This window comes from Paenibacillus harenae, from assembly GCF_030812415.1.
Taxonomy (GTDB): domain Bacteria; phylum Bacillota; class Bacilli; order Paenibacillales; family Paenibacillaceae; genus Pristimantibacillus; species Pristimantibacillus harenae_A.
In genome coordinates this window covers 589,555-609,829 of the sequence record NZ_JAUSST010000004.1, presented here as the reverse complement: position 1 = coordinate 609,829, position 20,275 = coordinate 589,555, and the positions used below count along the sequence as shown (strand labels likewise).

At 52.4% G+C, this 20,275-nt stretch carries 15 protein-coding genes; 4 read left to right on the top strand and 11 right to left on the bottom strand.

Annotated features, from left to right (window positions below; genetic code table 11):
* Nucleotides 1-104: 104 nt before the first annotated feature.
* The 4 genes from J2T14_RS17645 to J2T14_RS17630 all read right to left on the bottom strand — a co-directional run bounded on the left by J2T14_RS17645 (nt 105) and on the right by J2T14_RS17630 (nt 4,680).
* Entirely contained in the window at nt 105-1,715 is a 1,611-nt protein-coding gene (locus tag J2T14_RS17645; protein ID WP_307472790.1) for an extracellular solute-binding protein, read from the bottom strand.
* 86 nt (nt 1,716-1,801) lie between these two features.
* Nucleotides 1,802-2,674 carry a carbohydrate ABC transporter permease gene (locus tag J2T14_RS17640; protein WP_307472788.1) on the bottom strand — a complete coding sequence of 291 codons (873 nt, stop codon included), beginning with the start codon at nt 2,672-2,674 and terminating at the stop codon, nt 1,802-1,804.
* A 46-nt stretch (nt 2,675-2,720) separates the two neighbouring features.
* A complete protein-coding gene (locus J2T14_RS17635; protein WP_307472786.1) occupies nt 2,721-3,641 on the bottom strand; it encodes an ABC transporter permease in 921 nt (306 codons plus the stop codon).
* 31 nt (nt 3,642-3,672) lie between these two features.
* Nucleotides 3,673-4,680, bottom strand: a complete 1,008-nt coding sequence (locus J2T14_RS17630; RefSeq protein WP_307472784.1) for a glycoside hydrolase family 130 protein — start codon at nt 4,678-4,680, stop codon at nt 3,673-3,675.
* Nucleotides 4,681-4,813: 133 nt separating this feature from the next.
* Between J2T14_RS17630 and J2T14_RS17625 the strand changes: the two genes are divergently transcribed.
* Nucleotides 4,814-5,689 carry an AraC family transcriptional regulator gene (locus tag J2T14_RS17625; RefSeq protein ID WP_307472782.1) on the top strand — a complete coding sequence of 292 codons (876 nt, stop codon included), beginning with the start codon at nt 4,814-4,816 and terminating at the stop codon, nt 5,687-5,689.
* Nucleotides 5,690-5,924: 235 nt separating this feature from the next.
* On the opposite strand, the gene J2T14_RS17620 is transcribed toward J2T14_RS17625, so the two are convergent.
* From J2T14_RS17620 to pyk, 4 genes are all read right to left on the bottom strand, one after another.
* Nucleotides 5,925-7,262: a DUF445 domain-containing protein gene (locus tag J2T14_RS17620; RefSeq protein WP_307472780.1), complete on the bottom strand. Its 1,338-nt coding sequence runs from the start codon at nt 7,260-7,262 to the stop codon at nt 5,925-5,927.
* A 6-nt stretch (nt 7,263-7,268) separates the two neighbouring features.
* Complete coding sequence (locus J2T14_RS17615; protein WP_307472779.1) at nt 7,269-8,582, bottom strand: DUF445 domain-containing protein; 1,314 nt, start codon at nt 8,580-8,582, stop codon at nt 7,269-7,271.
* 252 nt (nt 8,583-8,834) lie between these two features.
* Nucleotides 8,835-9,914: a peptidoglycan-binding domain-containing protein gene (locus J2T14_RS17610; protein ID WP_307472777.1), complete on the bottom strand. Its 1,080-nt coding sequence runs from the start codon at nt 9,912-9,914 to the stop codon at nt 8,835-8,837.
* A 204-nt stretch (nt 9,915-10,118) separates the two neighbouring features.
* Nucleotides 10,119-11,537 (bottom strand): pyruvate kinase, encoded by a 1,419-nt coding sequence (gene pyk / locus J2T14_RS17605; RefSeq protein WP_307200031.1) that lies wholly within the window; start codon nt 11,535-11,537, stop codon nt 10,119-10,121.
* A gap of 126 nt (nt 11,538-11,663) precedes the next feature.
* Between pyk and J2T14_RS17600 the strand changes: the two genes are divergently transcribed.
* The 3 genes from J2T14_RS17600 (at nt 11,664) to J2T14_RS17590 (ending at nt 14,747) form a co-directional block, all read left to right on the top strand.
* Entirely contained in the window at nt 11,664-12,455 is a 792-nt protein-coding gene (locus J2T14_RS17600) for an AraC family transcriptional regulator (RefSeq protein WP_307472774.1), read from the top strand.
* Nucleotides 12,456-12,555: 100 nt separating this feature from the next.
* A complete protein-coding gene (locus J2T14_RS17595) occupies nt 12,556-13,248 on the top strand; it encodes a response regulator transcription factor (RefSeq protein ID WP_307472772.1) in 693 nt (230 codons plus the stop codon).
* An 11-nt stretch (nt 13,249-13,259) separates the two neighbouring features.
* Nucleotides 13,260-14,747, top strand: a complete 1,488-nt coding sequence (locus J2T14_RS17590; protein WP_307472770.1) for a sensor histidine kinase — start codon at nt 13,260-13,262, stop codon at nt 14,745-14,747.
* A gap of 107 nt (nt 14,748-14,854) precedes the next feature.
* Here the strand turns inward: J2T14_RS17590 and J2T14_RS17585 are convergent, their stop codons facing one another.
* From J2T14_RS17585 to J2T14_RS17575, 3 genes are all read right to left on the bottom strand, one after another.
* Nucleotides 14,855-16,318, bottom strand: a complete 1,464-nt coding sequence (locus J2T14_RS17585; protein ID WP_307472768.1) for an Msr family ABC-F type ribosomal protection protein — start codon at nt 16,316-16,318, stop codon at nt 14,855-14,857.
* A gap of 462 nt (nt 16,319-16,780) precedes the next feature.
* Nucleotides 16,781-18,205 (bottom strand): response regulator transcription factor, encoded by a 1,425-nt coding sequence (locus J2T14_RS17580; RefSeq protein WP_307472766.1) that lies wholly within the window; start codon nt 18,203-18,205, stop codon nt 16,781-16,783.
* A gap of 164 nt (nt 18,206-18,369) precedes the next feature.
* Complete coding sequence (locus J2T14_RS17575) at nt 18,370-20,163, bottom strand: extracellular solute-binding protein (protein WP_307472763.1); 1,794 nt, start codon at nt 20,161-20,163, stop codon at nt 18,370-18,372.
* Between the last annotated feature and the right edge of the window lie 112 nt (nt 20,164-20,275).

The window sequence follows — 20,275 nt, the reverse complement described above, 5'->3', positions numbered from 1 at the left end:
AACCCGCAAACCACAGCGCAATTGGGTTCCCATTGATGAGAGTCTTCGCTGTAATTTGCGGGTATGAAGCCGTTGTTTTTAGATGTTGTTTCTGCAGCCTAGCCTTACTCGCCGAGCGAGGTCATGAAGGTCACGTATTCCGCTTCGGCATCCGCTGTAGCCGGGTACCATTCCTTCTCCAGGAACTCCTTGAACTGTTGCTCGTTGATTGCGCCCGTAATAAACTTAATTTCGTTATCGTCCTTCTCCTTTACGAGATCCGGAATCGTGCTGTTCAAGTTCGCGATTTTCGGCGCTCTGACGGCAGGCACGTTCACGACAGTCATTTGGCCGAGTGCCGCGTCCAGCTGCGTTTTGTACAGATTAATGCGTTCCGGCGTCGTTGCGTTGACGATCGATGCGCCTTCCCCGTTGATCGCATTGGCCGGTGTCATATAGCTGCTCGTAAGCGTCGACAGCAAAGTCGTTTGCTCGTCGGTACGCGTTATCGCTTTCGTAGCCGGATCATAGCTGTCATACGTAACGCCCTTCACGCCCAATTGGAACAGCGCGTTCGCTTCGGCTGTATTGCCCCAATCCAGAAAAGCGAGAACGTCATCGACGTTTTTCGATCCTTTCGGGATCATCCAGCCGCCCCACATCGCAGGCGTAACCCAGTCGGCGGCAACGCCGTTCGCATCCTTCAATACGCCATGGTACGTATACTTTTTGTCGGATTCAGGGTCTTTGCTAATGTTGCCGAGAACGGTGCTTTGATGCGCATAAATGATGCCTATTCGGTTCTGGTTCAGCTTCTCTTGGTCGACGTAAATTTTGTTGATCAGGAATTCGGGATCGATCAGCTTCTCGTCGTTCAGCTTCTTCAAGTACGTCAAGTAAGGAAGGTAACCCGACATTTTCTCTCTGATCTTGTACGTTCCGTCTGCGTCCTTCACGCCGTCCACCACCGGAAGACCGAAGGCTGCAGTCAGGAAGTTCGATGCATTCCAAATCGTATTGCGGCCGAGGTCCGGTCCGGAGAAACTTAGGCAATAGGTGTCCTTCTGGCCGTTGCCGTCCGGATCCTGTTCCGTGAACGCCTTGCACACGCTGGTCAGCTCGTCGAGCGTCGTCGGCGCTTGCAGACTCACTTTATCGAGCCATTGCCGGTTGATCATGTAGCCCCAGTGGTTGACGGCATTCGTTCTCGGAATGATGTACGTTTTGCCGTCGTTAACCGATTTGACCGCGTTCCACATGTCCGGCGAAATGTTTTTCATCAAGTTCGGATAATTCGCGATTTTGTCGTCGAGCGGCTCGAGCAAGCCGTTCTGCGCCCATTTCTCCATATTCGCGTCGGCGCCGTTGCCCGCTGTACCCCAGTTGTAGATCACGTCTGGAAGATCGCCGGACGCCATCAGCACCTGCAGCTTGTCGACGTAGTTGTTGATCGGCGGCGCTTCGATTTCCAGCTTCACGTTCGCGATTTTCTCGACCTCGGCTATAACCGGGTTATCTTTGAGAACGATCTCCGCGTTAACCCTGTTGAACATTTTGATCGTAACCGGCTTATCATCCGCTGGCTGCTCACTTGCTTCATTGGACGATTTCGGCGCGTTCGTGCTGCCTTCATTCGAATTGCCGCCGTTGTCGCCCGAGCTGCAGGCTGCCAACGCCATAGCCAGAATCAACAAGGAAATGAGCGTTTTAGCGGTACGGTGCTTTTTTGTAACCATGTCCTTCTCCCCTTTAGTCATCGTATTATATTAAACCGCGGCGCTAACCGCAGATTTAACCGGTAGAATCGGAAAAACGCCCGCTTTTACCCTTTAATAGAACCGACGAGTATGCCCTTCATGAAGTACTTCTGCATGAACGGGTACACCAGAATGATCGGCAGCGTGGAGAAAATAATGATCGCCATCTTGATCGTAAACTCGGTTACGCCGGACGTTCCCGCGTCCATCACGTCCTTGGCGACGCCGCCGCTGTCGACGACCATGTCCCTGACGATGAGCATCAGCGGCCACAGGTCTCTCTTGGACGTATAGATGATGGCGTTGAAGAACGTGTTCCATTGCGTTACCGCATGAAAAATAACGAATGTGGCGATGGCCGGCTTCGACAGCGGCACGATGATGCGGAACAAGATCCGCAGCTCGTTCGCGCCGTCAATGGAGGCTGACTCTTCCAGGCTTGGCGGAATGTTGCCGATAAAGTTTTTCATCAGCAGCAGGTTATAGGCACCGAGCGCGTTTGGCAGCACAAGGCTCCACAGCGTGTTATACATGTCAAGCGATTTGATCAAGTAGAAGTTCGGAATTAGACCGCCGTTGAAAAACATCGTGAACGTAATGAGAACGAGCGCGAAGCTCCGGCCCTTCAAGTCCCGCTTCGAGAGCGGATAGGCCGTAATGATCATAAGGAAAATGTTGATGCACACGCCGAGCACCGTAATGATGATCGTATTGCGATATCCGGTCCACAGCTGATCCATCTTGAAAATTTGGGTATACGCGCTGAACTCCAGCTTATTAGGGATCAGCTTTAGCGGATTGGCCAAATATTCGTTATAAGGCGTAACCGAGAAAGCGGCTACATAAAAGAAAGGAAAGAGACAGGCAAGCGCGAACAACGTGAGGCATGTGTAATTGACGATGTCGAACAGCTTATCCCCTCTGGATCTGATATTCATGAGATATTACCTCCTGTCGATATGCCGCAGGCAACGGATGTCCGCATCACCATATCCCGTCTTCCTTCATAAACTTCGCAATCCTGTTGCTGGCGAGCAGGAAGATCAGGCCGATGACGGAGGTGAACAAGCCGACCGTGGCGCCGAAGGAGAACCTTCCGCCGAGTATGCCTACCCGGTACGCGTACGTTTCGAACACTTCGGAGACGCCTAGATTCATCGGATTCTGAAGCACGAATATTTGCTCGAAGCCGTTGTTCATGATGTGGCCAAGCCGAAGTATAAGCAAAATGATGATCGTCGATTTGATGCTAGGTATGGTCACGTACCATAGTCTCTGCAGACGGCTGGCGCCGTCGATGCCTGCCGCCTCGTACAATTCCGAATTGATGGAGACGATCGCGGCCAGGTAGATGATGCTTTCCCAGCCGGAGTCCTTCCAAACGCTGCTGAGCACGACGAGCGGGCGGAAGTAGTCATTGTCGGCTAGGAAGAAGATCGGCTCGATTCCGAGCTGCTTCAGAAACAGATTGAGCACGCCCCAGGATGGCGACAGGAAGTTGACCAAGATGCCGCCGATGACGACCCAGGAGATGAAGTGCGGAAGATAAATGATCGTTTGCGTTATTTTCTGATAAGTCCGGTTTCTCATTTCGTTCAGGAATAAAGCTAGAAGGATCGGAAACGGGAATCCGATGGCCAGCTTCAGGAAACTTAAATACAGCGAGTTCCAAAAAACGGTATAGAAATCGCTCAGCCCGAACATGTACCGGAAGTTCTCGAAGCCGATCCAAGCGCTGTTCCAAATGCCCTTGGCAAAGTTGAAATCTTTGAAAGCGATAATGACCCCGTACATCGGCACATAGTTGAAGACGAGAAAATAAATAATGCCGGGCATCAGCAGCAGGTACAAATATTTCTTTTTGTTCAAATAACGGAATGACTTCTTCATGCTTGTCGCAAACAAATTGCACACCTCCATCCTTTAAGCGAAATAACTATTTCAGGACCAGGCTGAGCAGATCGTCCACATGCGCGCTTGCCAAGCATTCGTACGTGTCTCCCGCCCCGTAGTAGATCTTCACCTCGCCCGAATCTTCCAGGATCATGCCGCCCGGGAAAACGACGTGATTACGGAATCCCCCGTCCTTCTCGTAAGAAGCATCCGGCGCGATCAGCGGCTCTTCGTACAGCCCGACGATTTTCTTCGGATTATCGAGGTCAAGCAGCATAAGTCCTGCCGAATACCGCTTCTTCCAACTATCCTCCCAGCCGTTCTTGCCGCGGGACGGGTCGATGTCGACCGCATGGAACGTCGTCAGCCAGCCCTTCTTCGTCTTGATCGGCGGCGCTGCCGGTCCAAGCTTCGTATTCGCGAACGGCACCCGTTCGACGGGGAGCAGCAGGTCGGAATTGCCCCAATCCTTCAAATCGGCCGAATCCGAGATCCAGATGTCGAACCGTTCCTTGCCTTCGCGGCTGTAGATCGTGAACGGTCTCTCCAGTCTTACATAGCGGCCGCCGATCTTCTCGGGGAACAACACCATGTTCCGGTTATCCGGCGCGCTCATGCTCAGCACTTCGAAATGCTCGAAATCGTCGGTCACCGCGATGCCGCCGCGTATGCCGTGCAGCGTATCGACCGCGAAGCACATGTAGCAACGCCCATCGATGACGGTTAACCTCGGATCGTAAGTACGTATGATCTCCTCGTCCCTTAGATCGAAGATCGGATCGGGTCTCACATCCCATCGGGTGCCGTCGCGGCTGAACGCCAGGCCGAGGTTCGTCGTTCCGTAGTGGGAGAGCGTTTGCTTGTCCGGTTGACCGTAATCGTTACGGAACACCATGACGTATTGGCCCTGGAATTTGGTTACGCCTGCGTTGAATACGAGCGCGGGATTGTAAGGAACATCCTCTCTCGTGAGAATGGGATTGTTCGGGTGACGCAGGATGACCGGGCTTGATGCTAGCTCTCCGATCAAGCCGATTGGCGGTAATGACATGGATAAATCCTCCTTGATGTTCTGCAAAATGTTTAGCGCTTACAAACACAGTTTATGGTATAATCACACCGTGAATGGTGCAAAAATTGTTGTCAACACACTAATTTTTACTCGAATTTTAGGAGGGTTCATCATGACGATTTTTCCGATGAACAAAGACTTATCCGATTATGAAATGATTGCTGCGGATTTCCCCTTCTATGTGTCTATCAACGAGGTCCGCCACTCCTTCCCCGCGCATCGTCATGACTTTCTGGAATGCTCGCTCGTGATCGAGGGCGAAGGCCATGAAACGATCAACGGCATCCGTCATCCGATGAGGCGAGGCACCTTCACCTTTTTGCTCCCCTATCAGGTTCATGACATCGTTACGTATTCCCAGGCTCCGATCCGGCTGTTCAACTGCATGTTCGCCATGGAGCTGCTCGTCTCATCGGTTAAGACCGGCTCCCCGTACTTGCAATCGCTGCTAACGGAAAATCAACAGCCGTTCTTGCATCTGGAGAACGACGAATTGGTGCAGTTCGAGAAGCTGATGCTGAGCCTTTATAACGAATACAACCAGACCCATCACTTCCGCAACGAGCTGCTCGCCTTGAAGCTTCATGAAATCCTAATGCTGTTCCAGCGGATTCGGGTGTCGCGGCAAGGCACGGACTCGCAGGAGCGGGCTTACCTTGCGGGCAACGGCTCGATCTGGCCCGTTATCGAATACATTCACTATCACTACCGCGAAGATCTGTCGTTATCCGGCTTGTCCGAGCACTTCCGCATTCCTCCATCCAGACTTAGCGTCGATATCAAGAAGCATGCAGGCATCAACTTTCTCCATTTGCTTCACAAAATCCGAATTCGCCATGCCTGCGCCTTGCTCAGCGCAACCGACATGAGCATTCTCGATATCGCGCTCGAAGTCGGCTTCAGCTCGTACAACGTGTTCGGCCGTCTATTCCGCGAATACAAAGGGATTACCCCTACCGAATATCGCCAATCCAAGCTCAACGCTTAACAACAAAAAAGCTCGTCTGCTAATAAGCAAGACGAGCTTAAACGTTGTCCCCATGTTCGTTGCGGTGCGTGGTTGCCGTCGTGACGATCGGCTATATTGGATAATTGCATTAACTTTTGCCGATGTAGGGGGCATATCGAGTCTATGTTGGATATCGGCATTAACTTGGTTTCGGAAGGCTCCAATCGAGCCGTTCTAGAGCGAAGTTAATGCAAACACTGAAAAGCTTATCCCCTCACGCCAACCAATCCAATAACGGACGATATACGCCGTGAAGGAAAACGAATAGTCCCGCTCCCACCAATGAGCCGATAAGCGCGCCATTGAGCCTGATTCGCTGCAGATCGATCTCCACCTTGCTCTCGATGAACGTAACGAGCTTCTCCTCGGTGTAATCCTCAAGCGTCCTGCGCACGATAATCCCGACTAAAGCATGCTGTGTCTCGATCAGCTTGCCTACGAACTGCTGAACGTAGCCCTCCAGCCAATCCATCGAAGATTGGCTGCTCTTGAACCAGTCCCAATAGCCCTGAACGAACTCGCCGACCCATCGCTTAATATCTTCATGATTGACGGAGCGTTGATCCAACACGATATATTTCAGTTCCGCATCCTCGGTCAGCATTTGCTTGAAAGAGCCGAGCAGCGATTGAATGGACGGTAGAAGTGAAATCTTATCCAGCACATCGTTCTTCCAGCTGTTTACGGTGTCGGACAGATCCTGGCTATGCTGAAGATCCTCAGCCAGCTTATGCACCATATCCGATACCAGAACGCGAAGCTCATGCTCTGGACTGCGAAGCTGCTCGATGAAAGTCAGCATATCGCGGTACATCGCTTCCGCCGCATCGTCTATATTGAGAGAGTCTGTCGATTCCGCGACGATGACGGCCATTCTCTTGAACCATTTCGACACGGTGCCGCCCGTATTCTCGAACTTGTCCTTCTCTTTATGCATCATATTCCTGATGGCCCGCTTTGTCTCTTCGACCGCTATCCGCTGTGCCGCGAAATCGACGATCTGCCCGATCCAGCCTTGGAGATCGCCCTTCTCAAGCACCCACTTGAGCGCCGTTCCGGCATATGGGGAGACGTTCGCCTTCCGCAGTCCTTTGCGCGCCTGCTCGTCCAGCATAACCGATACGCCTTCCAAGTCGATCTTGGACAGTAGCGTTGCAATAATGCCCCATCCTTGTTCCGATACGAAACCGTCTGGCCTGCGATCTACCCATCCGACCAACGCCTCAACGATGTGGAATTGCTTTATTTTGTCCTTGAGCGACTCCTTGCTAAGCAGTTGCTCTTCAACCATGCGAACAACGCTGTCCACCAGCTTATCGCGATTCCTCGGTATGATCGCCGTATGCGGAAATTTCTTCATGCCAAACGGATGCCGGAACAGCACGGTCACCGCGAACAAGTCTGCCAAAGCGCCAACGAGACCTGCCTCGAACGTGTACAGCAGCATGCGCGCCCACCACGACTCAGGGTAAGCAACGACGCAGCATAACGCTGCAATGAACAGAACGGACAACAATACGAGACTCCCATTCGCCCACTTCCTCATGGTCATTGTATCCTACCCCCCAAGCGATGATGTAACCCGTTCGACTACGTAGGTCAACAAATACAGTACCGCACCGATAAAAGCGCCGACAAGCGTGCCGTTGATCCGGACATATTGCAAATCACGTCCTGCATGCTCCTTGACCTGCTTTATGAGTTCTTCCTCCGAATAGGTGCCGAGTTTATCCTTGACCAGCTTGCCGATGTAATCATGTTTCTGTTCAATAATGGCATACAGCTTCGTCTTAATCGTCTGATCAATACGGTCCAGCATCTCCGGCTTATTCTCCATATGGTCGACAGTTTGCCGCAGCTTGTTCGTGATCCACGGGAAAGCGCCGCTTACGCCAGTTGTGCCTGATGCGGCAGCTTGCCTGAACGACTCGAGATTTTCCGATATATAGGCATCGACGTGAATATGGCCCTTCAAGCTGTCCACCAGCTTCATCTTGCCTGCTTCGATCCGATCGCGCAAATGTTGATCCGTACGAAGACGGTGCACATATTGTTCAATCATCTGCTTCAATTGGATCCGGTGCGGATTATCGGCATCCGACATCTCTTCCAAATAGCCCGTCAGCCAGCTCTGAAGCTTGGCGCTGATCGCCGGCGCGCTCAAGCCTGCTGCCGAATTGACCCACTTCCGGCGCGACATCCCTTTCTCGTACGATTGGAGAGCCGAATCGATCAGCCGCTCTGCAATCAACCGGAACGAGGGAGATCTAACAAGCTTAACCAGTTCCGCCGCAAAAAACTCCACGATTCGGTCGTCATAGCGGTTGCGAAGCGTCCATTCTCCAACATCCGCTATAATCTCCGACACTTGAACGGCATCGGCGTGATCGAGCAAGTAGTTCTGAACGACGCTTGCCAAATCCTTCAGATCGGCTTTGGCCAATACATCGCCGGCCAGCCTTTGGAGGATGTCGTTAACGGCCTTCTCTCCATGATGCTCCGTCAAGTAGTTCAGCAATACAGCGCCGATATTATGCTCATCCAATCTTGCTCGTATGTTCGGGATTGATAGCAGCTCTGTCTGCACCATATGGACAAGCTCGTTAATGAGCCGCTCCCGATTCCGCGAAATAATGTTCGTCCCCATCCAATCGGGCCACTTCACGCGAAGCGGCTGCCCGAACAGCGCGGTAACGGCAAACCAGTCCGCCAGTCCGCCGATCGCCGCCGCGCTGGACATGGCGAAGAGAAATCCGCCCACGAACGTATGCTGAAAAGGAAAAGCGGCCAGCATGCCGACAAAAGCGCCAGTCAGCAGCATACCCGCCCATTTGTTCACGCTCAACTTTGTTACCCGCGTTCCCGATTTCATGCAAGCTTCACTCCAGAAGTTATTTTAAATATAGGAAAGTATAAGTTTCACTTCTCTACTCACGCCTATATTTTTCACGAAACCCCTAGTCCTTTATCTAGGACTGCGAGGCCGTTTCATCTCATTCCATTGTAATACTTTACGGGAAGCATTGCCATTGGTCGCGCGAAGAGCCAATATCGGTAAAAAATAAATAAAAGGCTGTTCCGCACGAACTTTCATTCGGCAGAACAGCCTTGGTCTTAATGGTTATTATCTCGCACCCGGTGCAGGTGCGTTCTCTTGCACTCGGTTCGGTGCAATGTTGTTGCCATTGCCGCCTTGTCCGGCACCGGATCCTGCTCCATTGCCGTTGCCGCTTTGGCCCGCACCGGAACCAGTGCCACTACCGTTGCCGGTTCCGCCATGAGGACGGTTGTTCTCCGGACGTTGTTTTGGCATTGGTCTGTTTTCGCCGCCAGGAGCAGGCCGTTTCTCGATACCTTGACCGCCGCCGATACCGCCTTTGCCTCCGCCTGTACCACTGCCAGCTCCGTTGCCTGCGCCGCCACCAGCTCCGCCGCCTGCGCCATTGCCAGCTCCGCCGCCTGCGCCGCCACCAGCTCCGCCGCCTGCGCCATTACCAGCACCGGCGCCTGCGCCATTACCAGCTCCGCCGCCTGCGCCATTACCGGCTCCGGCGCCTGCGCCATTACCAGCTCCGCCGCCTGCGCCATTACCGGCTCCGCCGCCTGCGCCATTACCGGCTCCGCCGCCTGCGCCATTACCAGCTCCGCCGCCTGCGCCATTACCAGCTCCGCCGCCTGCACCGCCACCAGCTCCGCCACCAGCTCCGCCGCCTGCGCCATTACCAGCTCCGCCGCCTGCGCCATCACCAGCTCCGCCGCCTGCACCGCCACCTGCGCCGCCACCAGCTCCGCCGCCTACGCCGCTGCCGTTGCCGATCGAATTCGCCTTGCTCTGCGATTTGCCCTTTGCCTTGCTCGGCGATTTCAACGCCGTATACGAATACATGATCGAGTCTAGCGTCGTAGCGTCAACCGAGCCCGTTATAGGCAAGCCGTGCTTCTTCTGAAAATACTTAACGCCTCGAACCGTGTCTGCATTATAGTAGCCATTAATTTTGCCGCTGTAGCTGCCCAAAGACTTCAGCATCCCTTGGATGACGTATACTTCCGGTCCTTGCGCGTTTTTGCCAACCGCAAGACCCGTATGCGGCATGCTGAACGTCAATGCGACCGCCAGAAGCGCCGCCCCCAAGCATTTACCTACGATCCGGCCGAGACTTGTACCTTTTTTGCGCGGACGGGCCGCTTCCTTATGATGTTGCATCCAACTAGACACCTTCCTTTGTGTAAGGTTTATTCTCGTGATCCCCAAATTACTATCCCCAATAATTCAAAATGCTTGCATTGATGGATAACTATTTTTAAAAAACAAAATTGCTACTGACCAATAGACGAACAATCGCTATGTTATAAAAAGAAAAAAACGGGAGGCATCTGCCTTCCCGTTTTCCTTAACTCTATATTTAAATTAGTCCGCTTGTACGATCTTGATTAAGTTCGTTGCGCCCGTTTTGCCGATCGGCACGCCAGCTGCAATCACCGCATAATCGCCCGATTCAAGCAATCCGCCTTGGCGACCCTTCGCTAACGACGACTGGAACAGTTCGTCCGTAGAAGCCGGACGGTCGCCCTTCACCGGAATAACGCCCCATACAAGCGAAAGTTTATGCAGTGTTTTCTCATCAGTCGCAATGGCCATAATAGGCGCTTCAGGACGATACTTCGACACCATGCGGGCCGTGAAGCCGCTCTCCGTAGGCGCGATGATCGCTTTCGCCCCAAGCTCGCGGGAGGAGCTGACAGCCGCTTGCGAGATCACCTCGGTAATCGATGTCGCTTGGCGCTCGGCTTGCTTCTGGAAGTGGCTGGCATAGTCGAAAATACTTTCGGCGCGCTCTGCGATCGACGCCATCTTAAGCACCGATTCAATCGGATATTTGCCGGCAGCCGTCTCGCCAGACAGCATGATCGCGTCCGTTCCTTGCAATACGGCACTTGCCACGTCGCTTACTTCAGCGCGCGTAGGACGCGGATTCACCTGCATGGAATCGAGCATTTGCGTCGCGACGATTACCGGCTTGCCTGCGCGATTGCTCTTTTCGATCATTTCGCGCTGGATAAGCGGCACGTCTTCGACAGGAATTTCTACGCCGAGGTCGCCGCGGGCAACCATAATGCCGTCGGATGCTTCGATAATCGCGTCGAGGTTGATGACGCCCTCTTCGTTCTCGATTTTCGAGAGCACCTGAATGTGGCTTGCGTTCGACTCTTCCAGAATTTTTTTGATTTCATAGATATCCTCGGCTTTGCGAACGAATGAAGCGGCGATCATATCGACGCCTTGCTCGATGCCGAAATTAATGTGCACGATGTCGCGTTCCGTTACGCCTGGAAGCGTCGTGTGAACGCCTGGCAGGTTCACGCCTTTTCTTGGCTTAATGACGCCGCCGTTAATGATCGTGCAGACGATTTCCGTTCCTTCCACCGATGCGATCTCGAGTTCGATCAAGCCGTCATCGAGGAGGATTTTGCCGCCAATGCTTACGACTAAAGGCAGTTCCGAGTAGTTAACCGAGATACGCTCAGCCGTTCCCAAAATCTCTTCCGTGGTCAGCGTCAGCATATTGCCTTTGACGAGCTCGTAAGAGTCGCCTTGCAGCTTGCCGATACGAACCTCAGGTCCTTTGATATCCATCATCACGGATACGACGCTGCCTGTTTCCTCCGCTGCCGCGCGAATCGTTTTAATTCGTTGACTGTGATCCTCAAGCTCGCCATGCGCCATATTGAGGCGCGCAACATTCATGCCCGCTTTGATCATTTCTTTCATCACTTCGCCGGATTGGCAGGATGGTCCCATTGTGCATACAATTTTCGTTTTTCTCATCTGTCTATCCTTTCAAGAACACGTTAGTTTTTTCATTAATTATAAAAGGATAGGTATTCCTTTGAAATAAACTATAGTACACTACATGTAATATAGTACTTTATTCGAAAGAAGGTTTACGTGCCGATGCTGGAGCTTAAGACCGTACGTCGGGACCAAGGCATGGACTGGTATGAGGAAAATAACGGCATGGAGGATTCGTTTTCCCTTGTGCTCGTCACCTATGGCAAATGCGTCTATTGGATCGAAGACGAGAAGGTTATTGTCGAGAAGGGCGAGCTGCTTCTCCTGCCTGCCCGAACCCGTTACTACGGCAAAACAATCCCGACCGTCTTCCACGAAAAATATGCCGTCCGATTCGACACGCTCGTAGGCGAGGAAACGAAGCTTCCTATTCTGACTAGCAGACGGTGGCTGAAATCCAAGATAGGCTATTACGAGCTTATCCTCGATTTGCTCAAGGCGGCCTATACGGAGTGGGAGGAAGGACTGCCTTACGCCTCGATGAGAGGCCAAGCTAAGGTGACCGAACTGCTCGTCTTGTGGAGCAGGGAACTCGAGCAAAGCGCCTATTCGCTAGGCGCCCAGGCCAATGTCGAGCGCATGAAGAGCTACATCGGCGAACACTATCGCGAGAAAATAACAAAGGAGCAGCTAGGCGCCTGCATCCGCGTAACGCCTAACTACGCCGCTACCCTTTTCAGCAAAATGACCGGCCAGACGATCAGCGAATACGTCCATGCGGTGCGCATCCGCACGGCGATCTATATGCTGAACGAATCGTTGCTTACCGTAAGCGAGGTCGCGGCATATTTGGGCTACAACGACGTCTCTTATTTTCATAAATTGTTCAAAAAAACGACGGGCTGCACACCCGCTCAATTCGCGCATAACCGTCCGAGCGGAACACGCTTATAACGGGAGAGCGACGCTTAAAGTTTGCTGAACCCGCGCCGAAATGGTGCAATACGGCTCCACATCCGATAATGAGGTTAGGTGCTGAGAGGGGAAATGAACGATGCCTGCAACGAACAGGAAAGGAATTCGACTGCTGCTCGTAGATGACGAGCCTCATATACTGGAGTTTTTGGAGCTCGGGCTCATAAACGAGGGGTTTGAAATATACACCGCGGCCGATGGTGAAAGCGCGCTTGCGCAATACCGGGAGAATCAGCCGCATATTGTCATTTTGGACGTCATGATGCCCGGCATGAACGGCTTCGAGGTATGCGACGCGATCAAGCGGTCGGGCAATCAAGTAGCCGTTATTATGCTTACGGCCAAGGATGAGGTCGAGGATCGCGTGAAGGGGCTGACGCTCGGCGCCGACGATTACTTGGTGAAGCCATTCAGCTTCAGCGAGCTGCTCGCCCGAACAGGGGCAAGGCTTCGCAACCAATTTCCGAATTTGCTGAGCGAAGTCGCTTACGGTCCGTTCCGGATCGACGACCGCCGCAAGGAGCTTATTTATAGAGACAACGTGCTCGAATTATCGCCTACGGAATACGAGCTGCTTACGTATATCGTCATGAACAATGGCGTCGTGCTGAGCAAATCGCTTATTTTGGACAAAGTATGGGGCTACGACTTCGGCGGCGAAGAGAATATCGTCGAGGTTTACATCCGTTCGCTTAGAGACAAGCTCGGCGACAAGGAACACCGGCTTATTCGCACGCTGCGCGGGGCTGGCTACCGATTGGACCTGCCATGAAGCAGCCGTGGATGCGCCGAATACGGCGTATTGTTGCCCCAAAATCCCTTCGTTACCAGCTATTAAGCAGAACGCTTCTGTTGCTGGCGGCGCTGTTGCTGTTGATCGGCGTCTTGCAGTATGTGCTGATGAAGGATTTTGTCTATGAAAATAAAGCAAACACGATCAATGCCCAGCTCATGTCTATGCCAATGGATTGGTTCGGCGCTAGCGTCAGCAAGCAGGATAACAGGGACGGCAAAGGGAATGTTTTGCGAAATGATTCGCCCAGGCAACGGCCTCAAGCGCCGGTTTTCTATCAGCCGGGCATGTCGTTCGCTTTTGTCGACAACGACGGAGACGTGGAAGACTTAACCGAGGATAGCGAGCTTGCATCGCCGCAACTGTCCAAGCAGCAATATACTGATATTATGGCAGAACTCGTTAATAGCGATTCGATTAGCTACCGGATCGTGAGCGATGACAGCGGCCATGAGCAGCTTGTCGTATTCAGACTGGTTGGATCGTCTAAAAGGATGGCTGGCCTTATTCAGGGAGGAGCGGAGACAGCCTCGCTCCAGAAGCTGCTGCTGACGCAGCTTGCGATCTTCATTTCGCTTGCCGTTCTGGCACTGGCAGCCGGATTATCGCTCTATTTGCCGCTCCTTCGCAAGACATTGACGCCGTTGTCGCGAGTGGTACGAGCGGCCTCGGATACGGATGCCGGCAATCTGAACATCCGTCTGCCTGTGCAGCAGGGACAGTTGGAGATCGACCGGCTGTCCGAAGCGTTTAACGGCATGCTCGCGAGGCTGGAGTCGTCGTTTGAGGCCGAACGTCGAACGACGGAACGGATGCGGCGTTTCATTGCCGACGCATCCCACGAGCTGCGCACGCCGCTTACCTCGATCCACGGCTTCATCGAGGTGCTGCAGCGCGGCGCGGCAGCCAACCCCGAGCAGTTGAACCGCGCGCTTGCAAGCATGGGGCTCGAATCGCAGCGGATCAATAAGCTCGTGGCTGATCTGCTCACGCTCGCGAAGCTCGATCAAGCACCCGAGCTCGTCCTCTCGCCCGTACGGCTCGATGAGGTTCTTCGCGAGATGGAGCCGCAGCTTCATCTGCTTGCCGGCAACCGAAGCGTGCAGATTGAACTGACTGCAGAGGTCACAGGTCACTTTCATGCCGACAAGCTCAAGCAGGTCGTACTGAACCTGTTCCTGAATGCCGTCCAGCATACCGGCCCCGAGAGTGGCAGCATTACACTCACCCTAGGCGTAAGCGGCAATAAGGCGCTGCTTAATGTTACAGATAACGGCACCGGCATCGCTGCCGAGCATATTCCGCACCTGTTCGAGCGATTCTACCGCAACGAATCGTCACGTACGCGCAAGAGCGGCGGCGCCGGCCTCGGACTTGCGATTACGAAGTCGCTCGTCGAGGCTCATAACGGCTCGATCGACGTATCGAGCGAGCCGGGCGTCGGCTCGCAATTCCGCGTGCTGCTGCCGCTCGGGTAAACAAAACGTGAAGGGCTATGTCGCACAAACTTACGCTTGCGACATAGCCCTTTTCTATCTCCGTCTCGTTGCATTTCTTGCAACAGAATGGGTCCAACTAAATTCCGCTAAGACTTCCGAACGATTTTTTCATCCTCGATTTCATAAACCACATCAGCTACGTTCTCTAATAGACGGAAATCGTGCGAAATAAAAATAATTGTACCTGCGTAGTTCTTCATCAAACGCTCTAGTGCTTCAACTGCAGGAAGATCGAGAAAATTGCTTGGTTCATCCATGAGCAAAATGTTATATCGCCCCAGTAGCATTTTAGCCAGCTGCAATTTAATGATTTCTCCGCCGCTTAACATAGATAACTCTTTGCGCACATCATTTTGAGAGAATCCCATAGATGCCAGTACCGCGCGAATTTCCGATACCTGATAGTCGCAGTTTTCCAGCATGAACTCCATAATACCTTGATTACGGTTAAACTTGTAGCCATTTTGAGCAAAATAGCCAATTTCCGCTTTAGGCGACAAGGAAATGCCGTCTTCTCGATCAAGTATCATTTTGAAAAGCGTTGTTTTACCTGTTCCATTCGCGCCCGTTAACGCTATCTTAGCGCCCAACGGAAATTGGAAAGACGCTTTTTCAAATATAACCTTGTCCCCGAGCCGTTTGCTGATCTCTTTCCCCGTGATCGGAAACGGATTGTGAAGCTCCAGAGCTTGGCTCAGTCTGAAATGGACGGCACGCGTCGCTTCGGGCGGTTTCACGTCACCAAGCGATTCGATTCTACGCTCCATATTTTTAGCGGCATTATGAAGCTTCTTTTGTTTGCCGCCAACCGTTTTTTGATGACCAAGACGTCCTCCGCTTTCAGAGCTGCTTTTCCTAGAAGTCCCCTTTGCCTTTTGATCCATCTTCCGAGCCTGATTTTGTTTTTCGGTGATTGCTCTCTCTAGCCTGTCTCGCTCAGCGGTAAACTGCTTATATTGTGCTGCCTCGCTTTGCCGCTCTTCTTCCTTCTGGGCAAGGTATTCGGAATATCCGCCCCAATACTCGGTAATTTTCCCGTCTTTCAACTCCCAAACCTTATCAACAACTTGATCTAGGAAATAACGGTCATGGCTTATTAAGAGTAATGCACCGGAATAATATTTAAGCTGATCGATCAAAAAGTCTATTCCGTCACGATCTAGGTGAGACGTCGGCTCATCCGCAAAAATACCATGCACTCCTCCTGAAAGAGCCTGTGCAATTTTTAGCCGCGATTCTTCGCCACCGCTCATATGCTCTACTTCTAATGCGTCGACTCCCAGCTTACCCATTAAAGTGTAATCCTTTACCTCTTGCACGACTACATCATCCATCTGCGGGATATAAGAAAAATGACCTTCCCGGATGATTTTTCCATGCGGTAAAGGAGCTTCGCCCAGCAGTAGTTTTAACAATGTGCTTTTCCCTGCTCCGTTCGCACCAACCAGTCCGATGCGATCATAATCATAAAGTTCCAAATCATCGATTTCTAAGATATCGCGCCCCATATATTCAACATGAATGTCTTTTGCTTTTATCAATAACATCATATAAGCCTCCTTCTTAAATCGCAGTTTTTAATTCGCAGGATATCCTGCGATTTAATTAGCGAGGGCTATATAAAGAAGAACCAATGCATCCTTCGCATAGTGTCAGCTCCTTATCAGGTTCATTCTCTCCGTATCTTTTATGGTCTGATTGTTTTTTGGCAATAAAAAATACAGATCCAAGTCCACGATGCGGGAATAGATCTGCATTTATCACGTGAGAGAACACGGCGATATATAGCTTAGCAAAAAAAAGCTAACCCAATCGCAATCTATGTTTCCATACGTAAAAATAAGCAGCTCAAAAAAAGCCCACAATTGTGGATAAAAATTCCGCTTTTTTATTGCCAGCTTATCTTAAACGCATTGAATGTAACATAGATAACGAGCCTCCTCTTCATTTATACGGTGAATACTAACATTGACTGCTCAAACTGTCAATTGAGTATTATAACCAAGTTCAGCTTATAGTCTTGTACCGTTCAGCGCGCCATCGGCGCGATATTCGCTGGGCAGCCTGCCGACGAGCTCTCGGAACAGCTTGCTGAAGTACTTGTCGTCCTCGAAGCCGATAGCGAACGCGATCTCGTATACCGGCGTATCCGTCTCGAGCAGCAGCGTCTTCGCGCGCTCAATCCGCATCCGCCGGATCATGACGCCGAACGGCTCTCCTGCGAATTTCGCGAAGCATTGGCTGAAATAGCTGCGGCTCATCTTCACGTAGTCGGCGACATCGGCTTGGCTCAGCTTGCCGCTCGAATGCTGACGCATATAGACGATCGCCCGAATCAAGCAGAGCATGACCTCCTTCGAGAAGCCCAGCTCCATCATGCGCCGCTGCGCATGGTCGGAGAAACGTCTCAACCACAACCGCCAATCCGCCCAAGTCTGATTGCGTCGAATATCGCTTCGCATCGCCAAGCTCTCGATCTCCTTCAACAGCAAGCCGCGCCATTCCGCGCATAACCTTTCTCCGAAGGCCGCGACGCATCCCGACGACGGACGCAGCTGCTCAATCTTTCCTGTGAAGTTTTCCCAGTCTCGCGCATTTAGCATCCATTTCAAGTCAAGCAGCTCGCTCGCCTCGAGTACGCCGGCTCCCTGTCCCTTCAGACGGCGAGCACCCACAGCCTGCAGATCGTCATAACGAAGCTCCAGCGGTTCGTCGGCCGAACGCAGCTTATAGAACAGCTCATCCTCTACCGACTCAGCCAGCACCAGCTTCACCTCTTCAAGCGGTTGGCCACACAACCCGGCTATCCACACAGGCTGCCAACGATTGCTTAAGCTATGCGCCAGCTCCCGATTCGCTTCTGCTCGAGACATTGCATGCATAATCGGAACGAGCCACATCTGCTTAACCGCAAGCAAAGGATTGCGCTTTACGATAGTCAGCCGCAACAATTCATTGCTGCTCTCCTCTCGCAATCGAGGATAGAACAGAAGCGCATCCAACGACTGCAGCTTTTCCTCCTCTGCTCCAAGCAGCCGTTCGCCCAAGCTGCCGATCTCCCATTCCAAACGGGCGACGATCCGGCTCATTACCTCATCCGCGCTCTCCGGCTCGAGCAGCGTCTTCACTATATAATCAATAGCGCCTTGTCTTAGCGCCTCTTGGACATAATCGAATTCATGATGGCAAGTGAGCACGACCGAACGCACTCGCGGATAACGCTGCCTAACCTGGCTAATGAGCTCGAAGCCCGACAGCCTTGGCATCGTAATATCGGTGAACAGCAGATCAACCTCGGTCTGCTCCAGCAGTTCCAGCGCCGCCTTCCCGTCAGCCGCTTCGCCAACGATGACAATTCCGAACGAGGCCCAGTCGAATAACGCAATAAAACCTTTGCGAACCAGTCTTTCATCGTCGACGACGATCGCTCTAATCATCCAAGCCCTCCTTCGTAATGCGCTTACAGTTCCATTTTCGTCCAATAGCAAGTCAAGGTCAATATGCGATTATGCCCAAGAAAAACAAGAGCGAGGAAAGCCTGCTTTCCAGCAAACTCTCCTCTCTCTATCCCTGCTATATGCTAGCTCTAGCTGTATAAAACCTACTCTTGCTTGCGGTATTCAAACACTTTTTTGTTCTGCTCCACGCCCCATGCGAGTACTTCTTCATAGCCGAGGCCTTTCGCTTTGTCGATCATTTCCGTGCGAAGCTTCGTGAACTCGGCATCGTTTTTCGCGAATACCATTTTCCACGAATATTGCTTGATAACGTCGGCGACTTGGCCGCGTTTTTGCTCCAGCTCATCGCTTCTAACAGCCGGCGCGGTACCCGTGAAGATTGGTTTCAATACGGCGATTTTATTGTTCTTGATCAAATAATCCTTCGCCGTCAGAGCGCCGCCGTTCGCTGCGCGCCAGTTCTGATCCAGCTTCGTCGGCGACTTCTCGAGCACCGAGGTCCACAGGTTGTAGTCGTACGGCTCGCCCGTGTTCGGATTAATATTCGTGTTCTTGAACGATGTATTGTTGATTTGGCTTTTGCCGTCCTTGAACGAGCCGCCGCCGAACTCGTCTGGCACGACGGTATCGTTGGCCGGAAGCGCTTCGACGCCGAAGTCCGTCAATACAGGCTTGCCGTCCTTCATTTCCCAAGTCAGCCCTTCCGGACCGTTGTTGCTGACCATCATTCCCTCAGGGCTGTACAGCCAATCAAGGAATTCAAGGATACGCTCCGGATGCTTCGCTTTCGAACCGATAGCCCATACGCGGTTGCCGCCGTATGGATCATATCCATAAGAGAATGTGCGTTCTTCGTCGAATGGCACAAGCGCGAAGCCTTTGCCTTCGTTCAGATGCTCTTGCGTGTTGTACGTATCGTCAAGCCATGGGAACCAAGTGAAGAGCAGCTGTCCGTCCTTCATTTTGTTCACGACGTCCTCGAACTTCTGCGTTACTGAATCCGAGTCCAACAGACCCATTTGGTTCGCGTTATAATACAGCTTTAGTGCGCGGAGGTAATAGCCGTCCTCGTCCAGTACGCCCTGATATTCGCCCGAATCGGCCGAAACGAGCGAGAAGCCGCCCGGGTTGAAGCCGTCGCCCTCGTCGAAGCCGTGCAGACCTGCCCAAGCCTTCGCGTTCATCATCATGTTGCCGTCCCAATCCGCCCATAAGGAGAAGGCGTATGTCGGACGACCGGAATCGCTCTTGGGCTGAAGCTCTTGCATCTGCTTAAGCACCGGCAAGTAGTCTTCCATCGTCTTGATCTGCGGGCGGCCAAGCTGGTCGTACAGATCCCAGCGCAGATTCGGGTGATAGGTCAAGTCCAGTCCTTCGGACGGGCCGTCTTTGTCGTCGCCTACGTCGAAGCCGATACCGTAGACGCTCGATCCGCCGCCGAAGTTCGCTTTATTCTTCTCGATCGCTTTAGGCGCATATTGCAAAATATTTTTGCCGTACGTTTCGAGCAATTTGTCCTTCGTCCAGTCCACAAGCATGCCGGCCTTGATCGCATCCAGATACTTTTGGCCGTCGTCGCCGAATACGACGAGATCGCCAAGATCGCCCGACGCCATCATCGTCGCGAACTTCGTATCGCCGCCGCCCTCCAGGTTGGAAGCGATAATGTTCAGCTTAATGTTGAACTTATCCTTGATCAGCTTTGCATACCACCCGGATTGCTCGCCAGCGAAGTTCGAAAGCATCGAGAAGACGTCGATCGTAATCTCCTCGCGCTCTTCCTTGGGCGGTGTCGTTTCTCCCGCATTGTTCGTGCCCGCCGGCTTGTCGGTTGCCGTATTGCCATTATTGCCGTTGTTCGAGGAACAAGCTGCCGCCGTGCTTACGATTAGAATAAACGCCAGAAATACTGCCAGTGTTTTACGAATGGGTTTCAATGCGATGAGCCTCCCTTTTTTTATTCCAAAACGATTGGTTCTTCCCGCGTGTGTCTCCCATGCTGCATCGCCAGCTGCCGCGCTCACCTCCCTTCGGCATCTCCGCCTCCAA

Bases quoted from the DNA above. Each gene is read 5' to 3' on its own strand.
- J2T14_RS17600 (WP_307472774.1), top strand. From the start codon at position 11,664: ATGCTGGAGCTTAAGACCGTACGTCGGGACCAAGGCATGGACTGGTAT.
- J2T14_RS17585 (WP_307472768.1), bottom strand. From the start codon at position 16,318: ATGATGTTATTGATAAAAGCAAAAGACATTCATGTTGAATATATGGGG.
- J2T14_RS17595 (WP_307472772.1), top strand. From the start codon at position 12,556: ATGCCTGCAACGAACAGGAAAGGAATTCGACTGCTGCTCGTAGATGAC.
- J2T14_RS17630 (WP_307472784.1), bottom strand. From the start codon at position 4,680: ATGTCATTACCGCCAATCGGCTTGATCGGAGAGCTAGCATCAAGCCCG.
- pyk (WP_307200031.1), bottom strand. From the start codon at position 11,537: ATGAGAAAAACGAAAATTGTATGCACAATGGGACCATCCTGCCAATCC.
- J2T14_RS17610 (WP_307472777.1), bottom strand. From the start codon at position 9,914: ATGCAACATCATAAGGAAGCGGCCCGTCCGCGCAAAAAAGGTACAAGT.
- J2T14_RS17640 (WP_307472788.1), bottom strand. From the start codon at position 2,674: ATGAATATCAGATCCAGAGGGGATAAGCTGTTCGACATCGTCAATTAC.
- J2T14_RS17590 (WP_307472770.1), top strand. From the start codon at position 13,260: ATGCGCCGAATACGGCGTATTGTTGCCCCAAAATCCCTTCGTTACCAG.
- J2T14_RS17625 (WP_307472782.1), top strand. From the start codon at position 4,814: ATGACGATTTTTCCGATGAACAAAGACTTATCCGATTATGAAATGATT.
- J2T14_RS17615 (WP_307472779.1), bottom strand. From the start codon at position 8,582: ATGAAATCGGGAACGCGGGTAACAAAGTTGAGCGTGAACAAATGGGCG.
- J2T14_RS17580 (WP_307472766.1), bottom strand. From the start codon at position 18,205: ATGATTAGAGCGATCGTCGTCGACGATGAAAGACTGGTTCGCAAAGGT.
- J2T14_RS17645 (WP_307472790.1), bottom strand. From the start codon at position 1,715: ATGGTTACAAAAAAGCACCGTACCGCTAAAACGCTCATTTCCTTGTTG.
- J2T14_RS17620 (WP_307472780.1), bottom strand. From the start codon at position 7,262: ATGACCATGAGGAAGTGGGCGAATGGGAGTCTCGTATTGTTGTCCGTT.